Origin of the sequence: Paenibacillus azoreducens (assembly GCF_021654775.1) — a bacterium.
In the GTDB taxonomy this organism is placed as follows: domain Bacteria; phylum Bacillota; class Bacilli; order Paenibacillales; family Paenibacillaceae; genus Paenibacillus_AQ; species Paenibacillus_AQ azoreducens.
In genome coordinates, this window is the sequence record NZ_AP025343.1 from 1790632 (window position 1) to 1813708 (window position 23077).

23 protein-coding genes are annotated in these 23077 nt (G+C 48.8%); 12 read left to right on the forward strand and 11 right to left on the reverse strand.

What is annotated here, in order from left to right; all coding sequences use genetic code 11:
- The first annotated feature begins 2 nt into the window (after window positions 1-2).
- A complete protein-coding gene (locus L6442_RS07620) occupies window positions 3-170 on the forward strand; it encodes a hypothetical protein (RefSeq protein ID WP_212977701.1) in 168 nt (55 codons plus the stop codon).
- Window positions 171-373: 203 nt separating this feature from the next.
- On the opposite strand, the gene L6442_RS07625 is transcribed toward L6442_RS07620, so the two are convergent.
- Window positions 374-1003: a DUF1796 family putative cysteine peptidase gene (locus tag L6442_RS07625; RefSeq protein ID WP_212977606.1), complete on the reverse strand. Its 630-nt coding sequence runs from the start codon at window positions 1001-1003 to the stop codon at window positions 374-376.
- Window positions 1004-1191: 188 nt separating this feature from the next.
- On the opposite strand from L6442_RS07625, the gene L6442_RS07630 reads away from it, so the two are divergent.
- From L6442_RS07630 to L6442_RS07640, 3 genes are read left to right on the forward strand one after another with little or no spacing between them, the layout of a single operon-like run.
- On the forward strand, window positions 1192-1527 hold the full coding sequence (locus L6442_RS07630) for a hypothetical protein (protein WP_212977607.1): 336 nt from the start codon (window positions 1192-1194) through the stop codon (window positions 1525-1527).
- A 28-nt stretch (window positions 1528-1555) separates the two neighbouring features.
- Window positions 1556-2617: a glycosyltransferase family 4 protein gene (locus tag L6442_RS07635; protein WP_212977608.1), complete on the forward strand. Its 1062-nt coding sequence runs from the start codon at window positions 1556-1558 to the stop codon at window positions 2615-2617.
- A gap of 14 nt (window positions 2618-2631) precedes the next feature.
- A complete protein-coding gene (locus tag L6442_RS07640; protein WP_212977609.1) occupies window positions 2632-3018 on the forward strand; it encodes a hypothetical protein in 387 nt (128 codons plus the stop codon).
- Window positions 3019-3084: 66 nt separating this feature from the next.
- Here the strand turns inward: L6442_RS07640 and L6442_RS07645 are convergent, their stop codons facing one another.
- Entirely contained in the window at window positions 3085-4005 is a 921-nt protein-coding gene (locus L6442_RS07645; protein WP_212977610.1) for an NAD-dependent epimerase/dehydratase family protein, read from the reverse strand.
- Window positions 4006-4184: 179 nt separating this feature from the next.
- Between L6442_RS07645 and L6442_RS07650 the strand changes: the two genes are divergently transcribed.
- Both L6442_RS07650 and L6442_RS07655 read left to right on the forward strand, forming a co-directional pair.
- Window positions 4185-4754: a hypothetical protein gene (locus L6442_RS07650; protein WP_212977611.1), complete on the forward strand. Its 570-nt coding sequence runs from the start codon at window positions 4185-4187 to the stop codon at window positions 4752-4754.
- A 99-nt stretch (window positions 4755-4853) separates the two neighbouring features.
- Entirely contained in the window at window positions 4854-5804 is a 951-nt protein-coding gene (locus L6442_RS07655) for a YhcN/YlaJ family sporulation lipoprotein (RefSeq protein WP_212977612.1), read from the forward strand.
- A gap of 72 nt (window positions 5805-5876) precedes the next feature.
- Here the strand turns inward: L6442_RS07655 and L6442_RS07660 are convergent, their stop codons facing one another.
- The 9 genes from L6442_RS07660 to L6442_RS07700 all read right to left on the reverse strand — a co-directional run bounded on the left by L6442_RS07660 (window position 5877) and on the right by L6442_RS07700 (window position 16411).
- Window positions 5877-6944, reverse strand: coding sequence for a glycosyltransferase family 4 protein (locus L6442_RS07660; RefSeq protein ID WP_237100263.1), 1068 nt, complete (start codon window positions 6942-6944; stop codon window positions 5877-5879).
- Window positions 6941-8140, reverse strand: a complete 1200-nt coding sequence (locus L6442_RS07665) for a glycosyltransferase (RefSeq protein ID WP_237100264.1) — start codon at window positions 8138-8140, stop codon at window positions 6941-6943. Before L6442_RS07665 ends, L6442_RS07660 begins: the two co-directional genes overlap by 4 nt.
- Before the next feature lie 175 nt (window positions 8141-8315).
- Window positions 8316-9491 (reverse strand): N-acetylglucosamine-6-phosphate deacetylase, encoded by a 1176-nt coding sequence (gene nagA / locus L6442_RS07670; protein WP_212977614.1) that lies wholly within the window; start codon window positions 9489-9491, stop codon window positions 8316-8318.
- Entirely contained in the window at window positions 9488-10216 is a 729-nt protein-coding gene (gene nagB / locus L6442_RS07675; RefSeq protein ID WP_212977615.1) for a glucosamine-6-phosphate deaminase, read from the reverse strand. The genes nagA and nagB overlap by 4 nt, the downstream gene beginning before the upstream one ends.
- Window positions 10217-10220: 4 nt before the next feature.
- Window positions 10221-11099 (reverse strand): MurR/RpiR family transcriptional regulator, encoded by an 879-nt coding sequence (locus tag L6442_RS07680; RefSeq protein WP_194233287.1) that lies wholly within the window; start codon window positions 11097-11099, stop codon window positions 10221-10223.
- 228 nt (window positions 11100-11327) lie between these two features.
- Window positions 11328-13166 (reverse strand): FTR1 family protein, encoded by a 1839-nt coding sequence (locus L6442_RS07685; protein ID WP_212977616.1) that lies wholly within the window; start codon window positions 13164-13166, stop codon window positions 11328-11330.
- Window positions 13167-13216: 50 nt separating this feature from the next.
- Entirely contained in the window at window positions 13217-14509 is a 1293-nt protein-coding gene (efeB, locus tag L6442_RS07690; RefSeq protein ID WP_212977617.1) for an iron uptake transporter deferrochelatase/peroxidase subunit, read from the reverse strand.
- Between the two features lie 3 nt (window positions 14510-14512).
- Complete coding sequence (gene efeO / locus L6442_RS07695; protein WP_212977618.1) at window positions 14513-15385, reverse strand: iron uptake system protein EfeO; 873 nt, start codon at window positions 15383-15385, stop codon at window positions 14513-14515.
- Window positions 15386-16186: 801 nt separating this feature from the next.
- Window positions 16187-16411, reverse strand: a complete 225-nt coding sequence (locus tag L6442_RS07700; protein ID WP_036649309.1) for a helix-turn-helix domain-containing protein — start codon at window positions 16409-16411, stop codon at window positions 16187-16189.
- 223 nt (window positions 16412-16634) lie between these two features.
- On the opposite strand from L6442_RS07700, the gene L6442_RS07705 reads away from it, so the two are divergent.
- The 6 genes from L6442_RS07705 to L6442_RS07730 all read left to right on the forward strand — a co-directional run bounded on the left by L6442_RS07705 (window position 16635) and on the right by L6442_RS07730 (window position 22979).
- Window positions 16635-16928 carry a hypothetical protein gene (locus tag L6442_RS07705; protein ID WP_212977619.1) on the forward strand — a complete coding sequence of 98 codons (294 nt, stop codon included), beginning with the start codon at window positions 16635-16637 and terminating at the stop codon, window positions 16926-16928.
- A gap of 314 nt (window positions 16929-17242) precedes the next feature.
- Window positions 17243-18217: a LacI family DNA-binding transcriptional regulator gene (locus tag L6442_RS07710; protein ID WP_212977620.1), complete on the forward strand. Its 975-nt coding sequence runs from the start codon at window positions 17243-17245 to the stop codon at window positions 18215-18217.
- Window positions 18218-18331: 114 nt separating this feature from the next.
- A complete protein-coding gene (locus L6442_RS07715) occupies window positions 18332-19636 on the forward strand; it encodes an ABC transporter substrate-binding protein (RefSeq protein ID WP_212977621.1) in 1305 nt (434 codons plus the stop codon).
- 109 nt (window positions 19637-19745) lie between these two features.
- On the forward strand, window positions 19746-20630 hold the full coding sequence (locus L6442_RS07720; RefSeq protein WP_212977622.1) for a carbohydrate ABC transporter permease: 885 nt from the start codon (window positions 19746-19748) through the stop codon (window positions 20628-20630).
- On the forward strand, window positions 20630-21472 hold the full coding sequence (locus L6442_RS07725; RefSeq protein WP_212977623.1) for a carbohydrate ABC transporter permease: 843 nt from the start codon (window positions 20630-20632) through the stop codon (window positions 21470-21472). The genes L6442_RS07720 and L6442_RS07725 overlap by 1 nt, the downstream gene beginning before the upstream one ends.
- A 31-nt stretch (window positions 21473-21503) precedes the next feature.
- Entirely contained in the window at window positions 21504-22979 is a 1476-nt protein-coding gene (locus tag L6442_RS07730) for a glycoside hydrolase family 32 protein (RefSeq protein ID WP_212977624.1), read from the forward strand.
- Window positions 22980-23077: the final 98 nt, after the last annotated feature.

The window sequence follows — 23077 nt, forward strand, 5'->3', positions numbered from 1 at the left end:
CTGTGCCAGGAGATCCTTTTATGGTGATTAGCGATCTGTACAACCGGATTTTTACGGTGCAAACATCTCATATCGATTTGCTTGTGGACTATGCGGAGTGGAACCGGATTTTTGAGCGATTGCCCCAGGATTATAAACTTCCCGATATGAAAGTATTGAATTTCGATTAAGCATGCCCAAATAACCCCACAAAGAGTATCGGAAAGAATTCCGACGACTCTCGAAGAGGGGGCGCTTTGCGGAGCAAAAATACTGAGTGACGTGTAGCCTTTGAAGCTTATTCCGATTACTTTGTAGGGACCCCGGAATCTGATATGTAAATAAAAGGCCCGGCTACATAACGCGGTTGGCTGTTATGTAGCCGGGTCTTTCGTTAGCCTTCGCTCAATCGAATTCCATTGAAGATCTCAGCCCACAGATGGTCATTCCCGTCCCACTTTTCATCGTTCGGCATCAGAATCGAACAAACTTTTTCAAACGGCCAATCGGCCTCGACCAATGATGGAACGGCGGCATGATTGATCAGCAGGATTTTGAAATCATGCTCCACAAGGTCAGAGAGAACCTCCTGAAGCTCCCGCGCATGTTCGAATGATCCTTCAGTCCGGATAAACAGAATGCTGCGGCTGGACGCCATTTTCTCCATAAAGCGCTGTACCCGGCGGTCATATTTTGCTTTGATTTCCGGGTATGCTGCAAGATGGGGCGGAAAATTGTTGTGGGTGAAAAAGTCGTGGTTGGACAGAAAATTATAAAAGGTTTCCTTTACCAAATAGAGCTTGTCGCTGAGCTGTTTTTCAACAACCAGGTTCTCGTAGTCCATAAATTTGGCAAAACGGTTTCGGAGCAGCCGGTTCACGTCAGCCAAATTGTAAGTAGACATCCAATCAAGCGGACCCGCATAAGGTCGCAGGTCAAACTTTTCGAGCTGCATTGCAGCCAGGCATAAATCGCCCAGGCTGAAAATGGCATCGTACGTTCCTTTTAGATCCGCGATTCGCATAGTCTTGAACCTACCTTTCAATTAAGGTTTTGAATCTGACACAATATAGTAAATGCGGTGGAGCGAAGGCTCGCGTGTATGCCTGTTTAATTCAACCATATTTAGGTTTAAGGCCAAAGCCACATGCCCTTACCATTGGCCCTGAAAAGCATACGATATGCTAAGACTTGATATCAGGAGGATGGATTATGTCCATATTTCGACTCGAATCGGCTCCTTTTGCCACAATCGACTGCCGTTATATTGAATCCGTGGATATAGAGGTCACCAATAGCGGAAGCGATGGCTTTGAGATGCTCGTTCATGGTTATGGGAACCAGGGGCTGTTTTATGTGCAGCTCATTCATTTAAGTCCGGGCAGCACCGTCCCCGTTTATCATATGATGACGGGATACGAGCCTTTTCAGCTTGTGCTGGTAACCAATATAAACAACTATGCTTGCACCGAGGTAATCGTCAGAGCCAAGGATCATGGTTATCTGATTGCTTTATATTCGCAGGAGGATATGATCCGTACACTATAAACCGTGGATGGGGGGGAGGTGCGCGAAGATGAAAGTATTGTTTGTGTTCTATGTGCCAAGCGGAGGCGTGGATACGCTCAATCGCCTGCGCTGCAAAGCATTAAAAAAATACGGGATTCATGCCTCTTGCCTCTATTTCCGCTGGGGGGCGGGGGTGCAAAACAATCATGAAATTCCGATGTATATCACCAATAACGACGATGATATCCAGGCAATCCTGGCTGCAGAAAACTACGATGTGATCGTCGTGACGACAGAGCATAGAAGTTTTCCGAGATTCAGGGAGATGGGTTTTACAGGGAAGCTAGTACTTGAAATTCAAGGCTACGGCTCCAAAGAAAATGCGCGCATACAACTCCTGGAAGCTATCCCCAACGTAAACGGTTATGCCGATGCGCTTCTTAATCCTTGTACCCCTCATATTGCAGCTCTTTATCAGGAATTATTCCCTCATATTCCCCAATTTCATTTTCCAAATTGCTTTGATTCCGAGTCCTTTACCTATCTTCCGTTAGCCAAACCGGAACATCCCGTGATCGCCTGGCTGGGACGTCTGGAAGACAATAAAAACTGGAGGGAATTCCTTCATATCGGCCATCAGCTTTCTTACTACTTTCCTGAGCTTCAATTATGGATGTTCGAGGACTCGAACCTGTCCCAACCCAGTGAACGGGAGCAGTTTGAGCAGATGGTCAACAATCTGGGGCTTCGGCCGCGCCTGACTCTCCGTTCGAATGTAGCCCATTCCCAAATGCAGTATTTTTATTCATCCATCGGAGATTCCGGCGGATTCATGTGCTCAACATCCAAAGTGGAAGGAGGGCCGATATCCGTTCTTGAGGCCATGAGCTGCAGATGTCCGGTACTGGCTACGAATTCCGACGGTGTGGCTTTATGCGTCCGGCATAACGAAACGGGAAAGAATTACATGCTGGGTGATGTAGCCCAAGCGGTCGAGGAGGCATTGGACCTCATGTTAAATACCGAACGTCGCGAAAACATCCGCGTAAATGCTCAAAGAATGATCCAAAGCGAATTCAATCCGGATTTGTACTGCTTAAACTTTATTCGTATGCTGAATGAAATATAAGGGGGCAAAAGGGGATGATACTCAAGTATAAAATTAGGCAAGAGGCAGAAAAGGGAGCAATTAGTCCGTTTATTGTCGGTGCCGAGGAAATCATATTAACCTCTGTTACGTTGGAGGGGATTGTCGAAGGCGATCTCGTCAGCCTGAACATTGATATTTCGTGGCTTAAACCGATGTGCGATCTCGGAGAGCTCGAGATTTTTTTGAGAAAAGACACACCGAACGGACCTGTTTTGTACTGGACGCTGGAAACCTGCTTCGCCAAAGCAAATACCAGAGAGCGCTACTCGCTGACCGGGGAAGACGGCATGCGCAATTTTTATCTTACGGTGAGATCCAGCGAGGAGAAGGCTATTCTTACTGGATATGCATTGGAAGGAAGCGTTTCTTCACCGGCGTGATGATCGGGAAGGGAAGGGCCGGCTCCGATGTGTCCCTTGACGGATCGGCCTTGCTCTTCAGTCGTATCAGGATAACGGTTTGAAACGAAAGTAGGTTTCCCTTAAACCTTCTTCTATGCTGAATTTTGGCTCCCAGTCCAGGATTCTTTTGATACGGTTATTTGATAAACAGCTATTGTGGATGTCTCCGGCTCTGCCAGGGCGGTTCAAGGTTTGGATATCCCGTGCATGGTATTGCCCGAGCAGGGCAACCAGCCGGTTGACGGAAGTCGCTATGCCGGTGCTGACATGAAGAATCTCCCGGCTGCCTTTTTTTCGAGCCGCGGCTATTGCCGAAACAACATCTTTAACATAGATAAAATCGCGGGTTTGCTTTCCGTCTCCGTTGACCGTTAAAGGAGCATCCCTTCGTAGTTGTTCCACGAATACCGACACGACTCCTCCTTCTCCTTTGGACGTTTGTCCAGGACCATAGACATTGGCGAAACGAAGAATGGTCCAGTCGAGGTCAAACAATTGGCCGTAAAGCATGATATATCGTTCTGCCGCAAATTTGGACAGACCGTAAAATGAGATGGGTTCGGCAGGATCGGTTTCTTCCAGCAAGTCCTTTTTCGCATTACCGTATACTCCGGATGTGGAGGCAAAAATAAATTTGCGGACGCCGGCCTTCCGGCATGCCTCAAGCATATTCAACGTACCTAACACATTGATTTCCATGTCCAGCATAGGATAAAGTATGGATTGTTGAACATCCGCTTGTGCCGCCAAATGAAACACCGCTTCCGGTTTCAGGGACAGGATGGTTTGAAGCGCCTTCTGACTGCGGATGTCCTCCACATACAGAACCGCTTCTGAGAGGATTTTATCTGCCGAACCGGTAGCCAGATTATCGATCACGTGGACATGCATTTCCTCCTCAATCAATTGCTGCACTAGATGAGAGCCGATGAATCCGGCTCCGCCTGTTACTACAACTGTTTTCATGCCATTACCTCCTGAAGGATGGGTCATGAACCATTGTATGTGGAAGGTTTTTTATTGGCATAGGCCTTGCCCTATGTCGACGGAAATTCGGCAAATATTTAAAGGCGGGGAGTTAAGGTTTAGGCTTGGGGGTAATCTTGTTAATAAAAGCGGATATTTTTTATGAGAGGTGAAAACAAGTGAAAAAATGGACTCCGGTATTCATTATTGTCATTTGCATCATTTTGATCGGCTGCGTGGCTTATTTCGTCCTTCCGTACCGAACCGATGCTCCGGGCATTACCTTGCCCGATAAAAACAAGCCGTTGCCGGAAACGGAAGAGACTGTTTGGATTAACAAAGAGAAGGTCGTTTCGGTCGAATGGGATGGCAAAAGGACATCGTGGCTTCTGAGGCGATCCGGTTCAGGTGAAAATCCGAAGGGGAATGAATGGACATTAAACGGGAATGCGGTTAATGGCAAGGAGGCTGAAACGATCATATCGGAAATGAATGCTTTGTTCATTAAGGCAACACAAAATCCTCGTCAAACTTCTTCATTAAAAAATGAAGCCATCGATACCACAGTTACGATCGTTAGCGGACCTGATAATGATGAAAAAGTGTATTTCGTAGCGGTTGCACCGGACGATCCACAAAGTTTTTGGATTGTCCCTGCCGGAGAAGCCGAAATCTACCCGGTATCTGTTAAGGATATGCAGCTTCTCGAAAAGACTATCGACCAAATAAAGGCTTCGGCAAAAAAGTAGGTAAACCAGCGGGATGTCAAATCCTTTCAGCATAGCGTCTTGATCACACGGTCATCCTAATTGATGTTACTACATCATTTCATAACGGAGGATGAACTCATGATGCGATCTAAAGTAATTACGCTTTCCGTATCCGCGGCACTTCTCGTCAGCGTTGTTGGCGTGACCGGTTGTACGACGAAACAACCTGCCAACACGAACGTCCATACCAGAAACGTTCATGACGGGCGAATGCTCGACGGACGGACGGACGGGACCAGACTGAACGTCAACTCCTTGAGAGACGGCAACCGTTACTCGACGTATAATACGGACGGACATTACGGTACGTATAGTGCAAGACATGACTTGAGCAATGTGACTTCTTCCCAGCATATCGCCAATAAAGTGGCTGCGATGAAGGAAGTACGCACAGCCAATGTCCTGAAAGCCGGCAACAGCGCTTATGTAGCCGTATCTCTGGAACATGGCGCAACGAATACCACCGCTACAGGCACGCATGGCCAGTTTCGCACCAAAAACTTCGGCACCATGAACAACAGCAGCTTCAGCACCAGTTCCGTAAGTCCGAATAACGGCCGCTTGTACACGCCGTCAGGAATTACCGGAACAACGCGCACGGGAACGGGTGCCAATTTTCATGGTTATACGACAAGTACCGGCACACCGATTACCAAAGGCAATGGTTTTAATGCAACGACACCGGGAACTGCAGGCACCAGTCAAACCTATTCCCAGAATTACAATGTAGATACGCATGTTAAAAACAAAATAACGGATGTCGTTAAAAAAGCCGACCCAAGCATCACCCATGTGTATGTATCTGCTAATCCTGATTTTGTCCAACGCGTCAATAATTATGCGACTAATGTGAAAAACGGGCATCCGATCAGCGGTATGGTATCCGAACTTTCAACGATGATCGAGCGAGTTTTCCCGATGCATACGACTACAACTCCAACTCCATATAACAACCGCGTAACCCCAATGGGTAACGTTCCATCGGCTCCGCTCGGAAAAACGCCTGCAGGCAGACATATAATGCAATAAGGGCTGCAACCAAAGAAGAAGATGGCTTCGATGTTCATTCGAAAGCCATCTTTATTCTTTTTAACATGTTGGTTATACACGGTGCATCATTTCCAAAAATCGCTCAGAATATAGATCCGCGGAAAAATGTTTTTTGATATGCGCTTCAGCATTCTTCACGAGCCAATTTCTCGTATGGCTGTCAATCATGAGAATTACCGCTTCTTTTACGGCATCTTCAATATTTCCTCTTGAATAATATTTGCCGGTAAGATTTGGGTAAATCAATCTTCGAACTCCCCCAGAGTCCGTGGAAAGCACCGGGCATCGGCACAGCATGCTTTCCGCTACGGCATATCCGAATCCTTCTTGAATGGAAGTGGAGACAAGCATTCCTCCCGAATCCCCGATCATGCTTAAGTATTCCGCCATTTGATGATGCGGGACATTGGAATAGCGAATCAGCCGCTGCGACAGAAGAGGAGAGGAAGAGACAATATGTCTGAACGAATTCAACTCGTCAGGATGAGCCAATGTATCATCGTCAAAAAACCATAGGTGAATCTGGGGATTGATCTGGATCAATCTCGTTCCGATCCGCAGAAACTCAATCCAGTTTTTATTCGCTTGAATCCGGCCGATCCAGCCGATCACGGGATAAGGCAAACGGGTCCCTTCCCTATAACCGAAATGGTCGCAATCGAGCGGGTCATCGAAACAAAATTGGGGGATGGATGAAAAATACGATCCAAGCATTTTTTTAAGAAGTGGATTGTGAGGATAAAGCAGCGCATCCGCATGCTCTATGATTCTGGTTCTGTAATCTTCGAGAATAATCTCCGTTTCCGAAGGTGTACCTAAACCTTGCAATTCATAAATCAGTGTCCCCCTATAGCCTAGATTCCCGATTTTCACCAGCATATTGATATCCGTACACACGATGATAGCGTCATATTGTTCGCGTTCGATTAAACCATGTATGTCCGTTTCGCTGTTCATGATATAAGTCGCTATTCCTTCGATATTCTTCAGTCCATGCCCGCCAACAGTATATAGCAAATGGCATTCGATACCCCTTTTCTGCAGCGCTTTGCTTCGAACCCGGTTCAGTGTTTCCATTCCACCGCTTGGATTATAAAAGGTAAATAAGACTTTCATCATAGACCACCATTTTTCATAATTATACGCTTAAGCATATCTACCAGTTTACCGGTTCGGTATAGTTCATTGTTTTGAAGCGGCTCTAATGACTCAGCTGTCCGATAAGCTATGTCCAAATGATCATCCAGATAATAATTTGACCAGACATCGGGTACCGACTGCACCAGCTGTCTATATAATATTTCCAGATCCATGACGTTGGGAAACCCTTCGGTGTTCAGCAGCATGGCATAAGGCGTTTGAATTTCCTGCGCTGCAAGGTAAGCAGCCTTTTCGGCTTGAAGTCCCGGATGCCATTGAAAGCAAGTCGTAGGATGCGGGATTTGCGATAATGATGCCGTTACCTGTTTATCGAAGGAAAGATCCAATATATAACATACATAATTGCTGTATACCTGTTCGTACAGGTTTTCGACCCGGTGTATGGCGGCCGCGGAATTTTCGGAGACCGGGAATAGCATACTGATTTCAGGTGAAATTCCCCTTCGTACCCGGGCGGTATGTCTGGCCAGATGATAAGTGTAACGCCAATGCCGATGGGCCTCGGCTGATTTTAGTTGAGCGGATACGCTGAAGGTGGAATCGACGCGATAGTCCATCAGCTCAACCGGAATATATTGAATATCGCAATATTCCGTAATCTTTAACCAATAATCATAGTCTTCGACCGGAGGGAGGCAGTAACCTCCGTCGACCATTTTGGCATACTTTGCTTTATACATAAAAGAAACACCGACGATGGATGAATCAAGAAGCTTCTCCTTTGGCTTATCCTGATATTTACGCAATGCCGCCAGCATAGCCTCGTCATACTGAGGAACATCGTGGTTATCTATGGCTTGGAATGAGCTGTAAACCAGGCCAAGGTTTTCGGGGCCGGCTTCTAGGGCTGACCGAAATACTTCGAGATATTGGGGCCTATAAATGTTATCGCTGGAAACCCAGGTTAAATATTGAATCTCTTCATCTTTAAACAGTTCGTTAAATCCCGTATTGAGGGCTTGCGATACTCCGCGGTTTACCACATGCGAAATGATCTCGACACGCGGATCGCCATGAACGATTCTTCGAACCAGGGGCTCCATTTCGGGAGCGCCGTCGATGACGATGACGAACCTGAACCGCGTAAACGTCTGATTCAACACGGAATGAAGCGCAGATTGCAGAAATACCGGACTTTGTTTGTATACAGGCATGACAACTCCCAAATCAGCCAAGCTGTTCACCGCTTCCGTAAGGATTTATATCCAGTTTATTGTTGATGTTAGGCTTTGCTTGTGCGGTTGACCATACACTTATAAAAACGGAAAAAAGCCCTTCAGGAAGAATGAAACCGTCCCGAGGGCTTTGATGTTGATTTTATAAATGGATTTAAAATACCTGACGTCCGCGTACCCAAACGCCTTGAATATTCAAACTGTTATCCAGCATCAGAACGTCGGCTTGTTTTCCTGCTTCCAGCGTTCCCGTTCTATCATCGATGCGCAGCCGTTTGGCAGGATTATGGCTGGCGATTCTGGAGGCATGTTCTACGGACAAGCCGATCGTTTCAACCAAGTAGCGGAAGCCCTTGATCATGGTCAATGTACTGCCGGCGAGGCTGTTCGATTCGCCTTTCAGAATGGCGACGCCATCCTTCACCTGCACAGGCAGGTCGCCGATGGTATAGTCGCCGTCAGGCATGCCGGCTGCAGACATCGCATCGGTAATCAGAATCAAATTGTCATCTTGTTTCACTTTAGTCAAAATCGCAATGCATGCCGGATGCACGTGAATGCCGTCAGCAATGATTTCGGCGTTTATCCGGTCGTCGCTGAGAACGGCCCCGGCCGTTCCCGGTTTGCGGTGATGGATGGGGGTCATGGCATTGAAAGTATGAACGGCTTGACGCAGGCCCGCTTCAACCGCTGCTTCCACCTGTTCATAGGTTGCATCCGTATGTCCGAGGGCGGCGTTAATGCCGTGTTCGCTCATCCAGGCAATCGCCTCCAGCGCGCCTTCGCGTTCAGGAGCCAGGGTAACCTGCTTGATCAAGCCGGGATACTGTGCTTCCCAGGATTCAAGCCATTCCACGTTCGGATTGACGATATGTTCCGGATTTTGGGCTCCGGGCCATTTCGGGCTGATGAAAGGACCTTCCATATGCACGCCTTCAAGAATAGTAAAAGGCATGTCTTGCTTTCTGTAAGCATCGACTTCCCTCAGCACTTTGTCGATGGCTTCTTTCGGCGCGGTCATCGTGGTGGCAAGCATGGCCGTGGTTCCTTGCGAGCAGTGGAAGGAAGTGATTTTGTCCAGCTCGGCTTTGCCGGAATACATAAAATCTTCACCGCTGCCTCCATGAACGTGAACATCGATAAAGCCAGGCACGATATACCCATCCGTTTTTTTGCCGTTTGCGGCGAGCTTTTGCCAGGAGTCCGGCAGGTTTTTCGCCTCACCCGCAAAAACGATTGTTCCGTCCTGGATGGCGACGGCTCCGTCTTCTATCACGCTGCCTGGAACAACAACCTTGCCATATAATAACTGACCGGAAACTTCACTCATGATAATAACCTCCCTGCGCCTTGATCCAGAAGCACAACAACATTAGGGTGACATTGCAGCAAAGATGCCGGGCATTGAGTCGTGATCGGCCCTGTTAACGCCCGCTTGACGATTTCGGCTTTATCTTCTCCGCGTACCAGCAGCATAATTTGTCTGGCTTTCAGAATGCTTCCGACGCCCATCGTAATTGCCTGTGTCGGCACATCGCCTATGGAAGGGAAGAAACGGGCGTTTGCTTTCCGAGTTTTTTCCTGGAGCTGAACAACATGCGTTCCGCCAGTCAGGCTATCATCCGGTTCGTTGAATCCAATGTGCCCGTTATGTCCCAGGCCCAGAATTTGCAGATCAACAGATCCGTTTTCTTCAAGCATGGCATCGTATTTTTTGGATTCGGCTTCAAGATCTGCCGCGTTGCCGTCAGGTATATGGGTATTTTCTTTTTTAATATCAATATGGTTAAAGAGCTTTTCGTTCATAAAGGTGCGATAGCTTTCAGGATGCCCTTCCGGCAAACCCACATATTCGTCGAGATTGAAGCTGGAAGCTTTGGCGAAGCTGACAAGTCCCTGCTGGTTCATTTCAATCAGGCGCTGATAGATGCCGATCGGCGAGCTGCCAGTGGCCAGTCCGAGCACGGACCTTGGTTTCGTGTGAAGCAGGCTTGCAATGAGGCCCGCCCCGGTGGAAACAAAATCGGCCTCCTGCTTAAATGTGTAGATGTTCATACTTTTAATGACCTCCTCTTGATTTTTTGCGATAGTTTCGGACATTTTGGTAAGATTGCTCGAGCTTGGGCACGTATTGTCCGAACTCCTCGCTGCTCATGCCCATGAAAAGAATATCAATAATATGAAGCTGGGCGATCCTTGAAGCCATGTCACCCCTGCGCATGCCTTCCTCCAGGGAGGAGACGAACAGGGGAATGTCGGCCATGGATGCCAGTGTGTTGCTGCCATATGAGGTAAGGGTGATCGTTGCTGCCCCGCTGTCTTTCGCGCAAGCCAATGCGTTGATCGTTTCCTCGGTTTCACCGGAATAAGAGATGGCGACGGCCACATCCCGGTCTGTAAGCGTCGAAGCCGATGTGATCTGCATATGAGGGTCTGCAAAAGCGGTGCAATTTTTTCCGATCCGGATCAGCTTCTGATAAAAATCGAGCGCTACAACCGATGAAGTTGCGACACCGTACAAATCGATCCGCTGTGCGTTGCACAGCAGCCGGATGGCTTCGGCAAGCCGGTTCATATCCAGCAGCGAAGTCGTATCCCGGATGGAGGTGAGGTGATTTGTCTCCATGGCCTCCACGATTTTGGATAACGGATTGTTGGCGACGATATCCTGGTAATGGGAAATTTGGCTTCGTTCCTGCATTTCGGTATGAGCAATTTCCGCAGATAGTTTGACCTTGAGATCCGGGTATCCTTTTAAATGGAAAACTTTGCAAAAACGGGTCACAGTGGCCGGACTGGTTCCGCACTGCTCAGCGAGGTCCTTGATTCCCATATGCACCACTTCCGCCGGGGAAGAGAGGATAAATTCGGCAATCCGGCGTTCCTGCTGGGACAGTTTTTCTTTTTCCTGTGCCAGGGCATATAAGATCGGCGCCACGAAAGAACCTCCTTACGGTTTAATACTCATGTAATTTAAACGAAAATAATTTTAGAGATTTTTTAATTTTTGAAGAAAATTATTTTTGAGCTTACTTTTATCATAGGTCAAAAGTTGTCCTGTGGCAAGGGGAAATCAGGAATAATTTGAAAAGATATTCCCCAGGAAATGACAAAACCCGCGTTCGTCAGAACACGGGTTGAACGGGTATTTTTATATTAAAAAGCACTATGCGTTAACATTGGATTTTTTGCTGTTTCCGATTTCCTGCCGCAGAACCTGCCATACGATATAGGCCAAAATAATCATTTGCGGGATAAAGGTTTCCCATGTCGGATACATGCCAAGCCATGACACGGAAGGCAGGGAAGTCTGCGTATGCGCGGATAGATGTCCGGCGACCTGCAGCGAGTGAACGCTATCTCCGAGGAAACGGAATACCAGGTAGTAAATCAGCAGCGTAGCAACCAGGAAGAAGGCCCGAAGCGGCAGGGTTGCTGACAACACGATGACGGCAAAACCCAACACAGCAAGAATGGCAAATGCAATGACAACGCCAAGGATCAATTGAAACATCGGGATGGATGGTGCCATACCGATATAAAAGATGGTCGTCTCGGCTCCCTCGCGCAAAATGGCCAGCAAGGCTACCGAGAAAAGAGACCAAAGGCTGCCTTTCGCCAGCGCATGGCCAACCTGCTTGCCGACGTATTGGTTCCACGCCTTGGTGTTTGATTTGCTGTGCAGCCACTGACCTACGGTAATCATCATGACAACGGCGACCAGGCCGGTAATGCCTTCGATCAGCTCGCGGGCGCTGCCCGAGGCAGCTTGCGCGATCGTATAAGTGAAAACAAAGGCCAGCAGAAGGGACAATATGAGGCCGGCGCCTGCACCGGACCATATGTATTTCCGGCCTTCCTTGTTGCCGCTGCGTTTCAAATAGGAGAGCAGGGCAGCGATTACCAATATAGCCTCCAGCCCTTCCCGAAGCAGGACAAGCGCTGCATCCCAGGCCGTATAGCTGTGGGTTCCGGCGATCGGGGTCAAAGAAGTTTTCATTTCGTCCATGACGGTCAGCGCTTCCTGGCTGCGCGGAGGCGTGGACAGAAGATAACCGGAAACTTCGGACATTTGATTTTCAATTTTGGTGTACAAAGCGGGTGAAGAAATCAGGACTTCGCCTTCAACGGCAGGCCAGGCCGCTATAAATTGGTTCATGTTATCCGCTGCTTTGTCGCTGTGACCGTCTGCCGTTTGCTGTCTAGCGGTTTCCAGCCAGCCCAGCAGATCAGACAAAGTATAGGTGCTGCCATTTGTTCCGTTTGTTTGCTGAATCTTCCCGTCTTTATAATCGCTCAGAAGCGAGATCAGTTTTTTCATTTCCGAAACGGCCTGATCCTCGCGAACAGGATCTGCTTGAAGCGCGATTCGCACCAGGCTGATTTGGGTTTCAAGCTGCCCGTAGACCGCGAAATTATCGCTGCGGATCGGCGTTTCGCTTTTCGGCCAGGCATTAACGATATTTTGGTAGCTTGATTTGGCCTTGGCCCAATCCTTGCTCTCCATGGCCGCCAGACTTTCCTTGGCAAATGGAATCAGCTTTCCGGCCGATTCTGTGCCGCCGCCAGACTTGGCGCCGCCGTTTTGCTGCGCCGCAGCTGCATCCACGTAGGCGTTGACTGCTTTCGCAAGTTCAGAGAGTGCTTGCTTCGCGTTAGCATCTTCTGCCTTCAGTTTCGCCTCCGCGTCAGCCAGGGCGGCATCGACTTTGGCTTCCGGGTCGGTCAGGTTACTGTCCCCGGATTTCTTAACGGATGACCACAACTCCTTAAACTGCTGAAGATCGCCCGCAGCTTCCTGCCACTGCTGCTGACCTGCTTCCACAAGGGCGCTGCCTACGGCCGGCAGGAGTTGATCTAGGGAAGAGGCAGGATTTGCTTTCACTATTGCCGGAGAAACAGTCAGCTGGAGAACAACCAGAAAGGCGAGGATCAGGAAAACGAGTGCGCCAGTTTTTTTGCTGCTGTCGGTTCTGGTCTGTAAATGATGTCGGATTATCAGCATAGGTTGTAATCTCCTTATCACACAAATAATGAAGGAATCGGGAAGCAGGATCAGAACAATACTTCTCCGATGTATCCGTTTTTGGATGTCCCTGGAAAGCAGGCGAAAACGGCGCTGCCTACATGCAGAATATATTCATTCAAGCGGTCATTTTTAGCCAGCTTCTGCTGCAAAGGCACGAATTGTTTGAACAAATCGCGTTGGAAGCTGATAAACAGCAGTCCTGCATCAAGCTGGCCCGTCTTGAGGTCCATGCCACCGGAGTACGAATAGGATCGGCGCAGGATTTGAACCGAGCCGTCGCCACGTGCCAATGCAACATGGGAATCGGCGGGGATCATCAGATTTCCGCTTTTATCTTTGGCAGTCAGATCTACGGGATCAAATTCGTTTACTGCACCAAGAGGAGCTCCGCTGCCGCGGTAACGTCCAAAGGTGTCTTCCTGGTCTTTCAGGGTAGAACGGTCCCAAATCTCTATACGCATCCGGATACGGCGGACGGCCATATAGCTTCCTCCCGCCATCCAGGAGGGGCCGTCGCTGCTTTGGGCCCATACCACCTTGTTCATTTCCTGGTCATTTGTAACCGCTGGATTGGCTGTTCCATCCTTGAAACCAAGCAGGTTGCGGGGAGTGCCGCTTTTCGGATCGGCTGCGGCCGTACGCTGGAAGCCTTCCTGTACCCAGCGCAGAACTGCCGTTCCACGCGCCAAACGGGCGAGGTTGCGCACGGCATGGAAGGCAACCTGCATATCGTCAGCGCATACCTGCACGCCGATGTCGCCTCCGCACCACTGCGGCTCCAACTGATCGCCGTTAAAGGCCGGCAGGTCTGTAAAGGAAGGGGGCCGCTTCGCTCCCAGGCCGAAACGGTCGTCAAATAGCGAAGGACCGGCGCCAAAAGTAATCGTGAGCCGGGATGGGCTCAGGCCCGCCGATTCGCCCGTATCGACCGGAGGCAGGTTATAATTGCCGCTCTCATCGCCGACAGGTTGGCCTTCCGACATGGCTGCCGCAGCCGCAGTCCAGGCGCGAAACAGTTTCTGCAGCGCCTTGCTGCCGGTCGCGGTCATATCGAAGGCTGCAAAGTAAATAAAATTTTGCGCAGGCGTAATAATGCCCGCCTGGTGCGTTCCGTAAAAAGGAATGCGTTCTTCGGCATTGGATGCGGAAACGCGGGCGCCTTCCTTCCGTTTATTTTCGGCTGTGAGCAAACCGCCAATGGCGCCACCGCCCAAAATAAGACCAAGACCGCCGGTACCCGCCAAACGAAGAACGTCACGACGGGTCAATGATTTGTTTAATATGGAGTCGTTGCTAGGTTGCTGTTTATGATCTGACATGAATTACACTCCCAAGATTTTGCCCATATTGGACAAAGGTTCGGCTAATGCGTCGAGGTTTTGACTGAGCTTGCGGATTTGATCTTGGTTCAGTTCGGTATAATCCACATACCCGTCGCCTTTTTTGAATGCGCCCAGCTCTTGCTTGAGGGCGGCGAATCGCTCGCCGATTTCCTTTTCTAGTCCGGCATCCTTTTTCGCCAGTTCCGGTCTCAAAATCTCGAAAATTTTCTCTGCTCCCTCAACATTGGCGGCAAAATCATAAAGATCCGTATGTGAATAAAGCTCTTCTTCGCCGGTGACTTTGGAGGAAGATACCTCATTCAAAAGCTCTACAGCTCCGGTAACCATCAGGCTCGCATCCAGATCAATCGTTTCGATTTTGGCCCGGAGCAGCTGGGCGTCCTTCAAAAGCTGGTCGGCATAACCTTCCTGCCCGGCCGTCGTTTTGTCTTCCCAAAGCGCTTTCTCAATGCGGTGGAATCCGCGCCATTCGGCAGCGTCCACGTCATTTATCCGCGCATCGATATTGGGATCGAGATCGCCAAGTGATTCGGCAACCGGTTCGATCCGTTCGTAATAAGCACGTGCAGGGGCATAAAGCTGCTTCGCTTCTTCGAGTTTTCCGGCTTTAACCGCATTTGTGAATTTTTCCGTTTCCTTGACGAAAAGGTCGCATTGTTCAATCGCAAAGGAACGGTACTGCTTGGTTGCTGCGGAAAAGTCGGGTGCAGATGCCGGAGCCGTCCCGGCATTATCGGCTGCGGCAGGTGGGGTAGGCTTGGCATCGGCAGCCGTGTCTTCTTTTTGCCCGCATCCGCTGAATAACAGGGAAGCAACAAGCAGGCCAGTAGGCAGAACAACTTTATATCTCAAGAAAAGCAGCTCCTTTGATTAAAAAATATGTATTTCAACTTTTTATGATAATGATTATCAGTATCACGCCAAAGCTAATAATAATGAGATGGATGATTGCTGTCAATCTATTTTTTTAAGTCTTAACCAAAGGGAAGCCTGTCTGATAACGCAAGGGGAACTACTGCTAAACGGGGGCTGTCTTCTATGGAAATAAGGTTTACATAAACACGAACAAAGCGAGAAGCTGGTTTGTCGGTCGACACCGTACACAGCACGATTGAGAATTAAAAGGAATGATTTCATAAGGAAAAGAGGGGGACATCGCCATCGCTGAGATGCCTTTTTTTTCGTTCCATGACTCAACAAGACAGCATGAAATGAAAGAGAGACTAATATAAATGGCGAGAGGGCCGAGAATTAGGCTTTATATTTGCGGTTTCTTCCGGAGCAAGACGTAAGCCTAATGCTGTATAAATTGAAAGTGTTTAACGGATGCATTTCCAGTCTGGCCGTTACCCTAGAAGAATGTGACGGATTGGTTGGTACAGTGGTTTCCTTTTCGTATAATAGAATTGCAAGTCCAAGTCCGGCATGCAGCCACGCCCGAAGAAAACATCGGTACTGAGGATAGAATCGGGGATTATTGTTGGAATTTTTGGGCAGCAAGCGTGCTTGCGCGATAGAAGAGTTTTTGTTTGCTATCAAAATAACAACATTATATCTCTAATTTCCTACAAAGCAAAAAACCTTCTCGCCATGCCCTCCTTAATAACTAAGGAAGAGCACAGTTCAGAAGGCCAATGACGTTTGAGGGCTCGATCAGATCTTTAATTCCCCGAGCTTGATCAGCTCGACGACGGCCTGTGAGCGGCCTTTCACATTGAGTTTCTGCATCACGTTTGAGATATGGTTCCGCACCGTCTTCTCACTGATAAACAACTGTCCGGCGATATCACGAGTCGTTTTATCCTGAACAAGCAGTTCGAACACTTCACGTTCACGGTGAGTCAATAAAAATTTGCTCTTATGATCGTTCCCCTTCAATGGTGTCACCCCTCCTTGCTCGGGTTTTGTATGGTATAACAAGGTAAAGGGATACAGTCAACTCATATTATGTAAGGTCCGGGGCAATGGTGTCGCCAAGTGTAAAAAATGGGCTTGAGCCTTGGGAAAAAAGGGCCTCTAAAAATCTGCACGAGAACTTTTTGCGAACCCCGGTTTAAACAAGCATACGGATGCTCACAATGAACAGTGGGAGGTGCCCGCATTGCTTTATTTGCTCATCGGCGGTTTTATCTTTGTCCCGTTTGTGATGACTGTCCTCGCGGTCTGGAGCCGCATTGCCAGATATACGCTGCACTGGCTTGCGCTGCTTTCTTTTTATATGGCGGGATCGATTATCACCGCAGCGGTTTACAGAAACATCATGCTTGACACCGTACTTACCACAAATATTCACAATATACTTATGAATCCTTGGTTCCTAGCAGCCGGCTCCTATATCGGATTGTACATTCCTTTCCGACTGCTAACCGGATTCTGGAACAGCCGTCACCCATAATCAAAATCGGCAACACCCTGCTGCACAGATGAAGTGTGCCCCTTAGAATAGACATTGGAAAAGCCCCCTGGTTAATCCGATGAAATGGGACTGCCCAATACCTAGTAAGGGATCAAATCAATCACGCAAATCCGGTGGCTGAGACGGTCGATAACGCGCGAAAGCAGCAAGAACTGACCAAAAGCGTCTGATACGGCAGTTCTCACCGGCGGGGTATCAGCGGCGACATAGAGGGAAAGAGGATGATGCGCTGGATAATGAACGATTTTGTTGGTATGATTCTAAGGGGATCGCTTGGAGAGGAGGAACAGGAGTTGGCAACAATTAAGGATGTGGCGGAGAGGGCCGGCGTTACAGTGACAACGGTATCCCGGGTACTGAATAACCGCGGCTACATTAGCGAAGAAACCAGGGAAAAGGTACATCGGGTCATGCGGGAGATGCAGTACCAGCCGAATGAGATTGCACGCTCCCTGTCTCGTAAAAAAACGATGATATTGGGCGTGATTATCCCGACGATTGCGCATCCGTTCTTTGCGGAGCTGACGAACTATATCGAGAAGTATGCGTCGCAACGGGGTTACAAGATCCTGTTGTGCAATTCCCGGATGAATCAGGGCAAGGAAAAGGAGTATATTGACATGCTCACAAGCAATCGGGTGGATGGCATGTTCATGAGCAGCCATACGCTTGAAGTGGATGAGTATAAAAAATTGAAGCAGCCGATCATCACGTTTGACAGGAGAATCGCGGATATCCCTTACGTATCGTCGGATAATGAACAGGGGGGCATCTATGCCGCGGAACTGTTGCTAAAAAAAGAATGCAGGAAAATCGCGCATATCACCGGTAATCTGGGGCTGGATCTCTTAAGCAATCAACGCACGGACGGGTTTGTAAGAACGCTTCGGGCTCAGGGGGTTGAGCCGATCGTTATCGAGCTGGGACCGGACGTGTTTGAGAGCGAAGGCTATGAGCAAGTGATTACAAGCCTTCTGGAACAGAACCCTGACATTGACGGAATCTTTACCAGCAGCGATATTTTGGCGATGAATGTGATCAAGGTATGCATGGGCAAAGGAATCGATATTCCCGGGCGCATCAAATTGATCGGCTACGATGATATTGAAATGGCGTCTCTGGTCACCCCTGCCCTGACAACCATTAAACAACCGATTGAGGAGATGGCGGAAAGAGCGGTTCATCTGTTGGACGGGCTCATCCGCGGGGAAGAGATTAAAAATGAAAATGTATTGCCGGTAACTTTAGTTGAGAGAGGCTCGACGTAAAATAAGGCAGGAAATTTTTATGAACTATATGTTAAGCGGTTGACATGTCAAACGCTTAACATATATACTTCAAGTGAGTTTTAAAGTTTCCTACAAAAGAGAGGGAGAATGAATATGAGAGTGTCTCGTTTTGGCAGCGCTTTATTTTTGCTTCTTGCCTTTGCATTGCCTCTATCGGCATGCGGCGGAAACAATGCGGACAAAACCATAAGTGGGTCAAACGGGGATGCGTCCCCCAAAGCAGTCAAAGTCACTTTCCTTAATTCGAAATCCGAAATTCAACAGCAGATGACAGAGGCGGCAAAAGAATTTACAAAGGCGAATCCGGGGATTGAAGTCGATGTGATTTCAGCGAGTGAGGGCCAGTCTCCCGTCGAGAGGGCTTCTTCCCTTTACGCAGCGGGTACGCCGGCAACGATGGCTATGCTGGATGCCGGAGATATCGCCAAGTTTGCCGACAAGGCACTGGACCTTTCAGGCGAGAAATGGGTCGGTGAGCTGGCGCAGCCGAATGAACTTAACGGCAAAACCATTGCTTTCCCGTTCGCCGTCGAAGGCTACGGCCTAATTTACAACCAGAAGGTTCTTGATCAGGCGGTCGGCGGAACCTTCGATCCGGCCACGATTCGCACCACGGACGCGTTGGATGACTTGTTCAAGAAGATCGAAGCATCCGGTTTAGCGCCGATCACCGTCGGAAGCATGGATTGGTCCCTGGGCAACCACTACCTCGCCCTTGCCTATGCCAATCAGCCTGCCGGGGTGGAAAAATATTTGGAGACGTTGAAGTCCGGAGAAGCGAAGCTTTCGGATAACCCCGTGTTTAACGGATTGATGGATACGTTCGATGTGATGAAAAAATATAATAAGGGCAAAAAGGATCCCTTGGCGGTTGTGCTGGAGCAAACGGCTGCAGACGTTGCAAAAGGCGAAGCAGCGATGACGTTTAACGGCAACTGGTTGATTACCGAAATGCAGAAGACCAGCCCGGACGGCGATTTTGCCTTCCTTCCGGTGCCCGTCAGCAACAACGCCGGAGATCATGCGAATGAATCGCTCGCGATCGGGGCGACGAAACAAGTGTTTATCGACAAGACGCAATCCACGCCCGAACAGCAAGACGCAGCGAAGAAATTTCTCGACTGGCTCGTGTTCGATCCGACAGGCCAGGATATCATGGTGAATAAATTCAATATCATCCCGGCCTTTAAGAATAACACGAAAGAGCTTTCGAATCCTTTGGCCAAATCCCTCAAAGCCTACAACAACGCGGGCAAATCGATTCCGTTCGCAGGCAACTACGTGCCTGGCGATCACTGGAAAGTGCTTGGCGCCTCCATGCAGAAATATTTGGTGGATAAGGTGGATCGTACGGCGCTGGCAAAGGAAGTGGAAAGCTATTGGACTAGCGTGAAGTAAAAGGCGGAACACGATGCAGAATGTCGGTGGAGAAGGAAAATCAATTTCCATCGGCATTCCTAATTTAAAGCAGCTTAAACCTGCAAGTGGGAAGAAAGGAGGGCCTCCTGTGATAGCAGAAAAAAATCATATGAGACGCTTGGGAAATCAAGTTTTTTTCACGGGACCAACGGTGTTGGTGTTCACAGCTGTCATTGTCATCCCGTTTCTTTACGGCATCTATTTGACCTTTTTCGCCTGGGACGGGGTTTCTTCAACCATGCCCTTCGTGGGCGGCAGCAATTACGTTGAAGTAATGCAGGACAGCAAATTTTGGTCATCCGTTTGGCTTACAGTCAAATATGTGTTAGCTACTGTTATTCTTATTAACGGGGTTGCGTTCTTACTGGCCTACCTGGTGACCAATGGAATCAAGGGAGAAAATTTTTTTCGCGCAGCTTACTTTACGCCTAATTTGATCGGAGGACTGGTGCTCGGCTTCATCTGGCAGTTTATGTTCAATAATCTCTTCACTGCGATCGGCGAACATACCGGCCTGGGACTCTTTAGCAAAACCTGGCTGGGAGATGAGAAGCTGGCTTTCTGGGCTTTAGTCATTGTGACGGTATGGCAGTATGCCGGTTACATGATGGTCATTTTTATTGCGGGTTTAATGAGCCTGCCGAGGGATGTGATGGAGGCGGCCAAGATTGACGGCGCTAACGGCTGGAAACGTCTTTCCCGCATGGTGCTGCCGCTGATGGTTCCCTCTTTCATCGTAACCATATTCCTTTCGCTTCAAAGAGGCTTCATGGTTTATGACGTGAACTACGGTTTGACGGGCGGAGGTCCGTTCGGGAGCACCGTGATGGCTTCTATGTTCGTTTATGACAAGGCATTCATTCGTTTTGATTACGGGGCCGGCCAGGCGCAAGCTTTCGTATTGTTCCTGTTGGCCGCGATGATTACAATCACTCAGGTATATATAGGAAAAAGAATGGAGGTTGAAGCCTAGTGAAGAGCGCAAGGTTCCTGGTAAACACTCTCGTCTATACGATCCTTGTTGTTTCGCTCGTTGCCTTTATTACTCCATTTCTGCTGATCATCATTAACTCGTTTAAAACGAACGCGGAGATTATTGAGTCCCCGTTAGCCTGGCCTACCACGTTTAACTTCAGCAATTTCGCGGCTTCGATGAAAGAGATGAATTATTTTCAAAGTTTTCTCAATTCCTTGGGAATTACCCTCGGCAGCGTGGTCCTGATTGGCGTATTTGCAGCTATGACGGCTCATTACTTCGTACGGAACAAGACCAAAACCAACGGCGCATTGTTCTTCGCGATGGTGGCCTCGATGATCATCCCGTTTCAGGCGATCATGATCCCCCTGGTCTCTTTGTACGGAGCGAAACTGGGCTGGATACAGACCATGCCGAAATCGACATTGATCTTCATGTATCTCGGCTTCGGGAGCCCGCTTGCGGTCTTTATCTATCATGGCTTCGTCAAGAGCATCCCGCTGGAGCTGGAGGAAGCCGCCTTTATGGATGGCTGCGACCGCCGCGGGACATTTTTCCGAATTATTTTGCCGATTCTTATGCCGACGACGGTTACAATCGGGATTCTGAATATTTTATGGATTTGGAACGACTTTTTGCTCCCGCTGCTTGTTCTGCAGAACGCGGGACGGGGGAGCTATACCTTGCCCCTGGCGATTCAGGTATTTAAAGGAACGTATACGACCGATAATGAAAAGTTTCTTCCAGCGGTATTGCTGGTCATTCTGCCGATTCTGATCGTTTATCTGTTTGCGCAAAGGTTTATCATCCAAGGCGTAACTCAGGGTTCCGTGAAATAGAACAAAATATAGAGAGATTGAGGTGGAGAACATGGCCCACAATCAGCTTTGCCATCGCAAGGCGATAGAAACAGCAGCCCATGCCGTAGAACAATCGCTGGAATTGTCACCGGCCGACCCGCATCGTCCAGCCTATCACGTAAGCCCGCCCGTGAATTGGATGAACGATCCGAACGGCCTGATTTACTATCAAGGCGAATACCATCTTTTTTATCAATACAATCCGTTCTCCGAGCAGTGGGGACATATTCATTGGGCCCATTGCACAAGCAAGGACTTGATTCATTGGGAACAGCTTCCCATTGCCCTTGCACCCAGCGAGGATTACGACAAGGATGGATGCTTTTCGGGAAGTGCGGTGGAACATGAGGGCAGGCTGTATGTGTTTTATACCGGAAACGTCTTTACAACCCCGGCAGGGCTCCCGGACGATCTGCTTCAGCAGCAGTGTCTGGCGGTATCCGAGAATGGGGTCGACTTCCACAAGTATGGCCGGAATCCCGTGATTGCCGCCCCGCCGGCCCATGTCGGACAGACCAATCATTTCAGGGATCCGAAGGTATGGAGCCATGGCGGGAAATGGTATATGGTCCTGGGAGCGAGGAATCATCATCTTGGCAAGGTATTGCTATATCAATCCGATAATTTGCTCGAATGGGGGTTTAAGAGTGTCATTACGGAGAGCGACGGAAAGGCAGGCTACATGTACGAATGTCCGGATTTATTTTCGCTTGATGGGAAGGACTTTCTCCTGCTCTGTCCGGAGGGCATGGAAGGAGAGGGGCAAATTGCGGGATATTATTCAGGCGTTCTGGATTATTCGACGGGAGCCTATGAGCATGGCGATTTCTACAAGCTGGATGACGGATTCGATTTCTATGCCCCGCAAACGATGCTGGATGCCGGCGGCAGAAGGCTCATGTTCGGCTGGATGCCCATGGACGGCAAATCCTTAGAAAAAACGTGGGCAGGATGCATGACGATCCCGAGAGAACTGGTGCATGAAGGAAACGGCCGCTTACGGATTCGACCTCTGCAGGAGCTTAAGCAGCTGCGCAAACGGCATCATTCATTCAGGGATTACCTGGTAACCGAGGGGGAATTTCATACATTTCCGAAGGTTGAGGGCGACTGCCTGGAGATGCTTGTTCAATTCGACCTTCAAAGATCGAGCGCCAGCGAAATCGGCATTCAGGTTCGCTCCTCTTCTGATGGCCAAGAAAATACCGTTCTGAAGGTGAACACAACTGACGGAAAGATTATCTTTGATCGAACCTGCTCCGGTCGCGGGCCCGGGGGAATCAAAGAATGCAGTCTCAGGGCGGAGATTGAAAACATGCTTCGGCTTCATATTTTTCTAGACCGGTCCACCGTGGAGCTCTTTGTGAATGATGGCGACCATGTCATGTCAGGACTGGTATTTCCTGATCCGGAAAGTGTCGGAATCCGGTTTTTCTCCAAAGACGGCACGGCCTATATTCACGATCTTCAATTTTGGACGCTGTAATAGAGTTGTCGATGATATTAAAAAAGACACAGAAGTGTCTTATTTTTTTCAAATTAAGCATACCGATAAATTGAAATTTAATGACTTAACATTATGCT

Bases quoted from the DNA above. Each gene is read 5' to 3' on its own strand.
- L6442_RS07625 (WP_212977606.1), bottom strand. From the start codon at position 1,003: ATGCGAATCGCGGATCTAAAAGGAACGTACGATGCCATTTTCAGCCTG.
- L6442_RS07630 (WP_212977607.1), top strand. From the start codon at position 1,192: ATGTCCATATTTCGACTCGAATCGGCTCCTTTTGCCACAATCGACTGC.
- L6442_RS07635 (WP_212977608.1), top strand. From the start codon at position 1,556: ATGAAAGTATTGTTTGTGTTCTATGTGCCAAGCGGAGGCGTGGATACG.
- L6442_RS07640 (WP_212977609.1), top strand. From the start codon at position 2,632: ATGATACTCAAGTATAAAATTAGGCAAGAGGCAGAAAAGGGAGCAATT.
- L6442_RS07645 (WP_212977610.1), bottom strand. From the start codon at position 4,005: ATGAAAACAGTTGTAGTAACAGGCGGAGCCGGATTCATCGGCTCTCAT.
- L6442_RS07655 (WP_212977612.1), top strand. From the start codon at position 4,854: ATGATGCGATCTAAAGTAATTACGCTTTCCGTATCCGCGGCACTTCTC.
- L6442_RS07660 (WP_237100263.1), bottom strand. From the start codon at position 6,944: ATGATGAAAGTCTTATTTACCTTTTATAATCCAAGCGGTGGAATGGAA.
- L6442_RS07665 (WP_237100264.1), bottom strand. From the start codon at position 8,140: ATGCCTGTATACAAACAAAGTCCGGTATTTCTGCAATCTGCGCTTCAT.
- nagA (WP_212977614.1), bottom strand. From the start codon at position 9,491: ATGAGTGAAGTTTCCGGTCAGTTATTATATGGCAAGGTTGTTGTTCCA.
- nagB (WP_212977615.1), bottom strand. From the start codon at position 10,216: ATGAACATCTACACATTTAAGCAGGAGGCCGATTTTGTTTCCACCGGG.
- L6442_RS07685 (WP_212977616.1), bottom strand. From the start codon at position 13,166: ATGCTGATAATCCGACATCATTTACAGACCAGAACCGACAGCAGCAAA.
- efeB (WP_212977617.1), bottom strand. From the start codon at position 14,509: ATGTCAGATCATAAACAGCAACCTAGCAACGACTCCATATTAAACAAA.
- L6442_RS07715 (WP_212977621.1), top strand. From the start codon at position 18,332: ATGAGAGTGTCTCGTTTTGGCAGCGCTTTATTTTTGCTTCTTGCCTTT.
- L6442_RS07730 (WP_212977624.1), top strand. From the start codon at position 21,504: ATGGCCCACAATCAGCTTTGCCATCGCAAGGCGATAGAAACAGCAGCC.